Source organism: Pseudomonas sp. MF09156, assembly GCF_059862305.1.
The window spans coordinates 1-8178 of sequence record NZ_JCBCUR010000038.1 but is presented as its reverse complement, the minus strand read 5'-3'; the positions used below and the strand labels follow the sequence as shown (position 1 = coordinate 8178).

At 55.9% G+C, this 8178-nt stretch carries 7 protein-coding genes and 2 pseudogenes; 5 read left to right on the top strand and 4 right to left on the bottom strand.

Annotation, left to right across the window (positions count from 1 at the left end):
• Window positions 1–193 precede the first annotated feature (193 nt).
• Window positions 194–603, bottom strand: a pseudogene (locus tag AC19YY_RS30845) (transposase); the annotation flags it as partial.
• A 197-nt stretch (window positions 604–800) separates the two neighbouring features.
• Window positions 801–1835, bottom strand: a complete 1035-nt coding sequence (locus tag AC19YY_RS30840; protein ID WP_500605311.1) for an AraC family transcriptional regulator — start codon at window positions 1833–1835, stop codon at window positions 801–803.
• Window positions 1836–1984: 149 nt separating this feature from the next.
• Between AC19YY_RS30840 and AC19YY_RS30835 the strand changes: the two genes are divergently transcribed.
• From AC19YY_RS30835 to AC19YY_RS30825, 3 genes are all read left to right on the top strand, one after another.
• Window positions 1985–3019 carry a 2Fe-2S iron-sulfur cluster-binding protein gene (locus AC19YY_RS30835; RefSeq protein ID WP_500605310.1) on the top strand — a complete coding sequence of 345 codons (1035 nt, stop codon included), beginning with the start codon at window positions 1985–1987 and terminating at the stop codon, window positions 3017–3019.
• Window positions 3020–3050: 31 nt separating this feature from the next.
• Window positions 3051–4238 (top strand): alkane 1-monooxygenase, encoded by a 1188-nt coding sequence (locus AC19YY_RS30830; RefSeq protein ID WP_028614872.1) that lies wholly within the window; start codon window positions 3051–3053, stop codon window positions 4236–4238.
• Between the two features lie 212 nt (window positions 4239–4450).
• On the top strand, window positions 4451–5800 hold the full coding sequence (locus AC19YY_RS30825) for a DUF1329 domain-containing protein (RefSeq protein ID WP_370736736.1): 1350 nt from the start codon (window positions 4451–4453) through the stop codon (window positions 5798–5800).
• Between the two features lie 67 nt (window positions 5801–5867).
• Here AC19YY_RS30825 and AC19YY_RS30820 read toward each other — a convergent pair.
• Both AC19YY_RS30820 and tnpB (AC19YY_RS30815) read right to left on the bottom strand, forming a co-directional pair.
• A pseudogene (locus AC19YY_RS30820) lies at window positions 5868–6254 on the bottom strand (IS1595 family transposase); the annotation flags it as partial.
• Window positions 6188–6457, bottom strand: a complete 270-nt coding sequence (tnpB, locus tag AC19YY_RS30815) for an IS66 family insertion sequence element accessory protein TnpB (protein WP_500605312.1) — start codon at window positions 6455–6457, stop codon at window positions 6188–6190. The gene tnpB (AC19YY_RS30815) and the pseudogene AC19YY_RS30820, both read right to left, overlap by 67 nt.
• A gap of 73 nt (window positions 6458–6530) precedes the next feature.
• Here tnpB (AC19YY_RS30815) and tnpB (AC19YY_RS30810) point away from each other — a divergent pair, with 73 nt between their 5' ends.
• Both tnpB (AC19YY_RS30810) and tnpC read left to right on the top strand, forming a co-directional pair.
• On the top strand, window positions 6531–6734 hold the full coding sequence (gene tnpB / locus AC19YY_RS30810; protein ID WP_028614870.1) for an IS66 family insertion sequence element accessory protein TnpB: 204 nt from the start codon (window positions 6531–6533) through the stop codon (window positions 6732–6734).
• Window positions 6735–6752: 18 nt separating this feature from the next.
• Window positions 6753–8178, top strand: a 1426-nt coding sequence (gene tnpC / locus AC19YY_RS30805; RefSeq protein ID WP_500605309.1) for an IS66 family transposase, incomplete at its 3' end; no start/stop codon positions are given.

The window sequence follows — 8178 nt, the reverse complement described above, 5'->3', positions numbered from 1 at the left end:
CCACGACGACCTCTCTGCTTCGAAAAAGAGGTCGATGGTAGTGAAGAAATCCTGCGTTGCTGCCTGCCCGGTTGGGTGGCCGGATGGCCGTGGAATCAGTGGCCGGATGCGCGTGGAATGGGTGGCCGGATCACCGTGGAATCGGTGGCCAGATGCTCATGGAATGGGTGGCCGGATGGCCGTGGAATCCGCAGCCCTGGCGAAGCGACAGGCCGCGGTCGCCCAGATAGCCATTAATGACAGCAAGGATACCTCCGGCCAGTTCGTGTTTCTCCAGCAGCCGGCGGAAGTTGAGGATGGTGGTTTCATCCGGAATGCGCTCCAGGTTCAGCCCGGCAAACTGGCGCAGGATGGTTGTCTCGTACAGCGCCTCCTCCATTGCAGGATCGCTGTAGCCGAACCAGTTCTGCATCAGATGGACACGCAGCATCGCCATCAACGGATACTCCGGGCGACCACCGTCACCCTTGGGTAGTGCGGCTCGATCAGGGCAATCAAGCCCTTCCACGGCACCACCCGATCCATCTCGATCAGGAACAACTCCTTGCGGGTCTGCTTGCGCTTGCCGGCGTACTCAGCATCGGCAAAGGTCATCTGCTTCATCGGAAATCTCGGCGGGTGGAATCCGGGTATTTTGCCAAAATCAGGAAGCCTTTTTCAGAGTTTCCCTAATGTGCAGATGGCTGGCTTGAGGGGCTTGTGGGCCTTGGTTGGCCTCTGATGGGCTCAGGATAATGGGGTGTCGCCCATGTTTTGACATAGGCTGCGAGTGTCTGTCAGTGTGGGTGGTCGCGCGCTGTTTATTCTGTTGCTTTACCTGCTGTGCTGGGTAGGTGCCTGAGGTAATGAGAGGGAGGCGTGCCTGTCCACCGTTTGAAGGCTCTACGGAAGTTTGCGAGATCTGTGTAGCCCAATGTATAGGCGATCTCCCCCATCGTTAAATGACCAGCTTTGAGATGTTCAACCGCCAGTGTAAGGCGTACCTCCTCGAGGATCTCTTTGAAGGACGTGCCCTCTTCAAGTAGTCGGCGATGGAGGGTGCGTGGAGTTAGGTGGAACAGCCGTGCGGTAACGTTCAGGCTTGGGAAGCCGTGTTGTTTCTCCAGCATTATCCTTCGCACGCCTGCGCTTGTTGATGTCTTGGCTGCCAGCTTTCCCAACTCTTGCTGACAGATTTTTTCGGCTTCTCGGAAGGCTGCCGGGTCGGCCATTTTGAGAGGCTGTTCAAGTAGCTCGGTGTCCAGAGTGAAGCCTACCCAGCTCTGCCCATAGGCTACTTCGCAACCGAACATGTCGATTGCCAGGTTGGCATAAGTTGGTTCAGGGAAGGGGAAGCTGACTTGTCGAGGCCGAGCGCAACCCAAGGTGATTGCGTCGAAAATATTCTTTACCGCCAGCATCACTGCTTCAAGCAGTGTTCGCTCGCAGGCACCCAGAGTGAAGTTTGCACGGAAGCGGAGGTGCTCTAGCTGGGTTGTCTCGTCGTGCTCGTGCTCAAGGTCAAACAGGGTGGTGCGTAATGCTAGATAGCGCTGTACCAATTGAATGGCCTGGCTAAGCGATTCGCTCTGCTGCGCAGCGAAACCGAGAATTCCATGCGTGTTGATAACCAGCCGCTCGCCCAGTAACAAGCCGAGCGCCGGTTCGTCGGTCAGTATCAAGGCGTCTTCAGTTAGCTGGCGGAACACGTCGAAGCTGGGTTGGAAGCTAGCTTCGCCCATCTGGTTCAGGGTCAGTTGGCTGCGTGCTAGCCAATCTTCTGGATTTACGCCAAAGACCCGAACCAGCTCGGCGATTTGCCGTAAGTACTGCACAGGCAAGACGAAGTCGAGCATAGCTATCCCTCTTCGCGATAATTCAGCGCTGCGTAAATTGTCAATAAATGACCTCTATTTGTCAATCCGGAACCTCTTGCTCGCCCCGGGTCGCCGCTAGGATGTGAACGTCCGCAGCTCCTACTCCAACAATGACTCTCGGAGGGCACATGTTTTCATTTTTCGCCAAGCGCAAGGCTTCAGCAGCGCTTATCAATGGTATCGGGGTAGACGTCAGGCCAGGTGAAACTCTGCTGCACGCCGCTCTGCGCCAAGGCATTGATTTCCCCCATAGCTGCCGTGTGGGCGGTTGCGCCAGTTGCAAGTGCAAGCTGATATCGGGTCAGGTGAAAGAGTTGACTGAAACCGGCTACATCCTCAGTGATGAGGAGCTGGATGCCGGCTACATACTGGCCTGCCAGAGTGTTCCCAAGGGGGAGGTGAGCATTGAAGTGGATCTTGCCGCTTTTCAGACCCGTCGACGGGTACGGGGTAAGGTGGTAGCGCAAGACAAGCTCACCCACAACATCACCAGGCTGGTGATCCAGTTAGAGGAGAGTCTGCCCTACAAGGCTGGCCAGTATGCCGATCTCTGCTTCGACATTTTGCCGCTGTATGCTCGCAGTTTCTCTTTCGCAAACAGGCCGCAGCCTGACGGCAAGGTGTCCTTCTTCATTCGTAAGGTGCAAGGCGGCTGCGTAACTAGCGTAATCAATGATCAGTCGCTGCTTGGGCAGGGGGCGATGGTTGTGGGGCCAGAGGGCGACTTCTATTTGCGCCCGAGCGCTGCTCCACTGCTCTTGGTGGCAGGAGGTAGTGGGCTGGCACCAATCCTGGCTCTCCTCGAAGAGGCTCTTGCCGCAGGGGCTCAGCGATCTGTCACTTTGCTGTTCGGTGCTCGCGAAGAACGTGACCTTTATGCGCTTGATGAAATTAGTGCTCTAGCAGCCCAGTGGCGTGCTTCGTTCCATTTCGTACCGGTTCTCTCTGGGGCGACAAGTGACTCCAACTGGCAAGGTGCCAGGGGGCTGGTCACTGAACTCATCCCCAAGTTTCTGGAGAATGGTCCTCACGCCTACCTATGTGGCCCCCCAGTAATGATCGATAGCGCGGTTTTGATGTTACGCGGTTCTGCGCTGCCCTGTGATCACATCTACGCCGATCGCTTCACACCCCATCATTACCCACTGGCGGCCACCGCCTGATATTCCTCTAGTAATAACAAGAGAGACGACCATGAACGCGCTGCATTACCTGAAGTACTTTCTATTTCATGTGGTTGGCTTATTGTCTGCTGCAGCTATCTTGGCCGGTGGTGCTTGGATAACTATCGGCTTGATAGCCGTGGTATTCATTTACGTCATTGGCGATGCAATTGCCGGGGATGACACCAGCACCCCTAATTTCAAATACCCCGGCATCCTGACCTTTCAATTGTGGCTGGCTCTGCCGTTATTGACACTTATTGTCTTCTCGGCGGTATGGAGTGTTAGCAGTGGCGACTTCCTGGGCTTCGGTGCGGCTCTAAGTCGTTTAACTGGATACGATCTGATCGCTGCCCGTGACGCCACCTTCGTCGGCCATTACGTGTCTACTTGGGCTCTCACGTGGTTGATGATCGGCATGACAGGCACTATTCCTGCGCATGAGCTAACTCATCGCACTTGGGACCCTGTATCTATGCTAGTTGGTCGTTGGTTGCTGGCCTTTAGCTTTGACACGGTATTTTCGATTGAGCATGTCTACGGTCATCACCGCTATGTCTCGACCACCGAGGATCCGGCTACTGCCCCGCGTGGTCGTAATGTTTACTGGCATGTCCTAGTTTCGACTATCAAGGGCAATATTAGCGCTTGGACGATCGAGAGCAAGCGCCTGATGCGTAAAGGGCAGAGTCGCTTCGGTTGGCACAATGCGGTTATTCGTGGTCACTTGATGAGTGTTCTTCTGGTCGCTGTTGCCTATGCCATCGGGGGCGTGGACGCAGCACTATTCTTTATCGCCTGTGCTCTCGTGGGTAAAGCGTTGCTGGAAATTGTCAACTATATGGAGCACTACGGCATGGTGCGCAACCCAGCCACTCCTGTGCAGCCGCGTCACTCCTGGAATACCAATAAACGTATCAGCTCTTGGGCTATGTTTAATTTGACCCGCCATTCGCACCACCATGCTCAGGGCGAGGTTCCCTATCAAGACCTCAAGCCGTTCCCAGATGCGCCGATGATGGTCGGTGGTTATCTAACTACCATCATAGCTACCATGATTCCGCCGCTGTGGAACAAGCTGATGGTTCCGAAGGTGCTGGCTTGGGATCGTGACTATGCAAGTGCTGAAGAGCGTGTGCTGGCTCGCGAGGCGAATGCACGTAGCGGTGTTCAAGAGCTAATGGCAGCAAATAAAAGTAGCGCCATATATCCAGTTTAGTTGAACGGGATGGATGAGCCTCAAAGCCCTTGGGGCTATCTCATTATATTCTCCAGTCTGAGCTAGAGGCTAAATAGGGTTGATGGTTTCTAGTCTTGCTCGGGAGGCTCATCTAATCCTGACGGTTTCTCGAAAAAACATACAGCTTATTATCCATTCCAAAACAAAAATAAATGGAGGTTAACGTGCTTGTTGGTAATGTTTCATTTGGTTTGCTTGCTGTATTTCTCGGATTTTCCTTTGCCAATATTTCCGTGGCAAAGGTTTCTGTAGATGAGGCTAATAAGTTGGGCACCAACTTGACCCCGATAGGCGCAGAGAAGACCGGGAACACCGACGGCACTATTCCCGAATGGATCGGAGGCCTGCCGACCAACGCTGGTGCGGTAGACGCCAAAGGCTTCCTCTCCGATCCCTTCGCCAGCGAGCAGCCGCTGTTCACCATCACTGCAGCCAACGCCGAACAGTACAAGGACAAGCTGTCCGCCGGGCAGTTAGCGATGTTCAAACGCTACCCGGAGACCTACAAGATTCCGGTGTACCCGACCCACCGTAGCGCGGCGCTGCCGGACGAAATATACGCGGCGGCCAAGACTAGCGCTCTCAATACCGAAGGTATCGACGGTGGCAACGGCCTCAAGGGTTTTGGTGACAGCCGCTTCTACGCCTTCCCGATCCCAAAAAACGGTGTTGAGGTGGTGTGGAACCATACCACCCGTTATCGCGGTGGGAATATAAAACGTCAAATAACGAGAATGCAGCCTCTGGAAAATGGCGCATTTAATGTTGTGTCGTTTGATGATGAAATTTCTTATCCTGTGTACCTCCCTGATCTCGGTAAGGGGAGAGGTGAAAACATACTCTATTATTTCATCCAGAAGGTGAAGTCGCCATCGCGGTTATCCGGTGATGTACTGCTGGTGCACGAGACCATTGATCAGGTAAAAGAGCCACGCATGGCCTGGCTTTACAATGCGGGGCAGCGTCGCGTTCGTCGTGCCCCGCAGGTTGCTTATGATGCTCCGGCACCAGCCGCTGATGGTCTGGCTACAATGGATAATTACGACATGTTTAACGGAGCACCGAATCGCTATACCTGGGCACTAATCGGCAAGAAGGAGATGTACATCCCCTACAACAGCCACAAGCTGGATTCGCCGAACCTGGAGTACAAAGACATTCTCCGGGCCGGACATATCAACCAAGATCTGACCCGTTATGAGCTGCATCGGGTCTGGGAAGTGGTAGCCAAAGTTAAACCGGGCGAACGTCATATTTACGCCACTCGCCACATGTACTTCGATGAAGACAGCTGGCAGCTGGCGTTAGTGGATCACTATGACAATCGTGGCCAGTTATGGCGTGTAGGTGAAGGGCATATGCAGCAGTACTATTCCAAACAGGCTCCTGGATATACTGCAGAGGTATTGTACGATATTTCTTCTGGTCGCTATTCAGTTATGGGTCTTAAGAATGAAGAGGAGCAGAGTATCGTCTTCGGTGCTCAGGCTGCTGCAGCGCGATATACCCCTGCGGCGCTCCGGCGGGTGGGAGTTCGGTAGAGATTGAAATGGTAATATGGTTCTAGCTGGAATCAATGTCATCCATTTTTGTGGTGTTATTTATTGGCTATGTCCCAATCACGTGTTGCATGGTGCGCCCAACCGCCTCCTGGATACAGTGAGCCGGCTGAATACGCAGCTGATAGCGCTCAAGCATGCGACGCAAGCCCAGATAGTTCGGGAGGTAGCGGGGGGCGACTCCGTGAAAGCGAGTCATCCAACTCTTCAGGCGGCTGTGGTAGGCATTAACGTTTTGAATGTGGAAAGCGCCCTGTCGTACCCGTGCACCAGGACGCGAGTGAACGACATGGTGAGTAATGCCCTGAGTGCGGGCAAAGTTGGCGTAACCCGCAGCGCCATCACTGCACAGTACGGCCTCTCGGTCGATCAGCGGCAGTAAGGCTGCTCGCACATGCTCTGCATCGAGCTTCTCCAGCTTGAAGTCTGCGGTATGAGCCACAGGCAGAAGCCGTTGCGCTCCCAATACAAAATCTTCACCCGGTTGCGCGCGCGGTTGAGGAAGACGAACAGCACCGGGTCAAACACCGCCACCTTGATATCCAGCTCGACCAGGGCGGCCAGGCCGTCGATGGACTTTCGGAAATCCACCGGCTTGGGGTAGAGGTAGACTTTTTCGACTTTGGCGTCGGGGCACATCATGGCGGCTGGCTCCAGAAAGAAATCGGAGCACAGCATTGGCTGGCCTTCGGATCATTTGAAGATGGGGTTTATGGAGCGCTTTCTCCTCTACTGGGAGCGCAATGGCTTCTGCCTGTGGCTCAAGCGTCTGGAAGCCGAGCGTTTCAAGACCAAGCCCGATGCCGGCGACGAGGCCATCGAACTGACGGTCGACGAGCTGAACTGGCTGCTCGACGGCATCGACCTGTGGCGCAACCGTCCGCACCAGGTTCTGACGCCACGGTTCGTGGCCTGAGCCGGTATAATCCACGGCATGATTTCCATGCCCGAAACCCTTCCTGACGACCCCGCCGCGCTCAAGCGATTGCTCGCTGAGGTGTTGTCGTCGGCGCAGGAATTGGCCAAGGACAAGGACAGGCAGATCGAGCGCCTGCGTGAACAAAACGCGCTTCTGATCCAGCGCCTGTTCGGCCGTAAATCCGAGCAGAGCAGCGATCCGGATTCACCGCAGCTGGTCATGTTCAACGAAGCGGAAAGCCTGGCCGAAGCAGCGCCTGAAGCACCTGCCGATGAGGTTGAGGAAGAAGCCGTCGCGCCGACCAAGCGCCGCGGCAAGCGCAAGCCGCTACCGGCCGAGTTGCCACGCGTCGAGGTCATCCACGAACTGCCCGAACACGAACTGACCTGCGAATGCGGTTGCCGCAAGCAGGCCATTGGCGAAGAGACCAGCGAGCAGCTGGAAATCATCCCGATGCAGGTTCAGGTAATCCGTCACATCCGCAAGACCTACGCCTGCAAGGCCTGCGAAAGCGCCCCGGTTACCGCCGACAAGCCTGCGCAACTGATCGAGAAAAGCCTGGCCAGCCCGAGCGTGCTGGCGATGCTGTTGACCACCAAGTACGCCGACGGCATCCCGCTGTATCGCTTCGAAAAGATGCTCAGCCGCCATGGCATCGACATCCCCCGGCAAACCCTGGCGCGTTGGGTGATCCAGTGCGGCGAACAGCTGCAACCACTGCTCAACCTGATGCGCGACCGACTGCTGGATAGTCCGGTGATCCACTGCGATGAAACCCGCGTACAGGTGCTCAAGGAGCCGGACCGAGACCCCAGCAGTCAATCCTGGATGTGGGTGCAGACCGGCGGCCCGCCAGACAGACCAGTGATCCTTTTTGATTACTCCACCAGCCGTGCGCAGGAAATACCGTTGCGCCTGCTCGACGGTTATCGCGGCTATCTGATGACCGATGACTACGCCGGCTACAACGCCGTGGCCGCGCAAGCGGGCGTCGAACGCTTGGCCTGCTGGGCGCATGCCCGGCGCAAATTCGTCGAAGCGCAAAAGGTGCAACCGAAGGGCAAAACCGGACGCGCCGACATCGCGCTGGGGATGATCAACAAGCTCTACGGCATCGAGCGCGGACTCAAGGATGCCAGCGATGAACAGCGCCACCACGGCCGTCAGCAGCACAGCCTGCCGTTGCTTGCCCAACTCAAGGCCTGGCTGAACAAAACCCAGCCGCAGGTCACGGCGCAGAATGCCCTGGGCAAAGCGGTGAACTACCTGGCGAGCAACTGGAGCCGGCTGGAACGCTACATCGAAGGCGGGCATCTGCCGATCGGTAGAGTCGGGATGTGGCGCGGTGGCTTGCGCTCCGTTTCCACACCCCGCTCGTCAAACCGGACGTGCGCTATTAACGCATCCGGCTTTCGTCCAAGATCGATAGGTCTTCGCGCTC

Coding starts and splice junctions, on each gene's coding strand:
- AC19YY_RS30840 (WP_500605311.1), bottom strand. CDS start 1,835: ATGCTCGACTTCGTCTTGCCTGTGCAGTACTTACGGCAAATCGCCGAG.
- AC19YY_RS30835 (WP_500605310.1), top strand. CDS start 1,985: ATGTTTTCATTTTTCGCCAAGCGCAAGGCTTCAGCAGCGCTTATCAAT.
- AC19YY_RS30830 (WP_028614872.1), top strand. CDS start 3,051: ATGAACGCGCTGCATTACCTGAAGTACTTTCTATTTCATGTGGTTGGC.
- tnpB (WP_500605312.1), bottom strand. CDS start 6,457: ATGTGCCCCGACGCCAAAGTCGAAAAAGTCTACCTCTACCCCAAGCCG.
- tnpB (WP_028614870.1), top strand. CDS start 6,531: ATGGAGCGCTTTCTCCTCTACTGGGAGCGCAATGGCTTCTGCCTGTGG.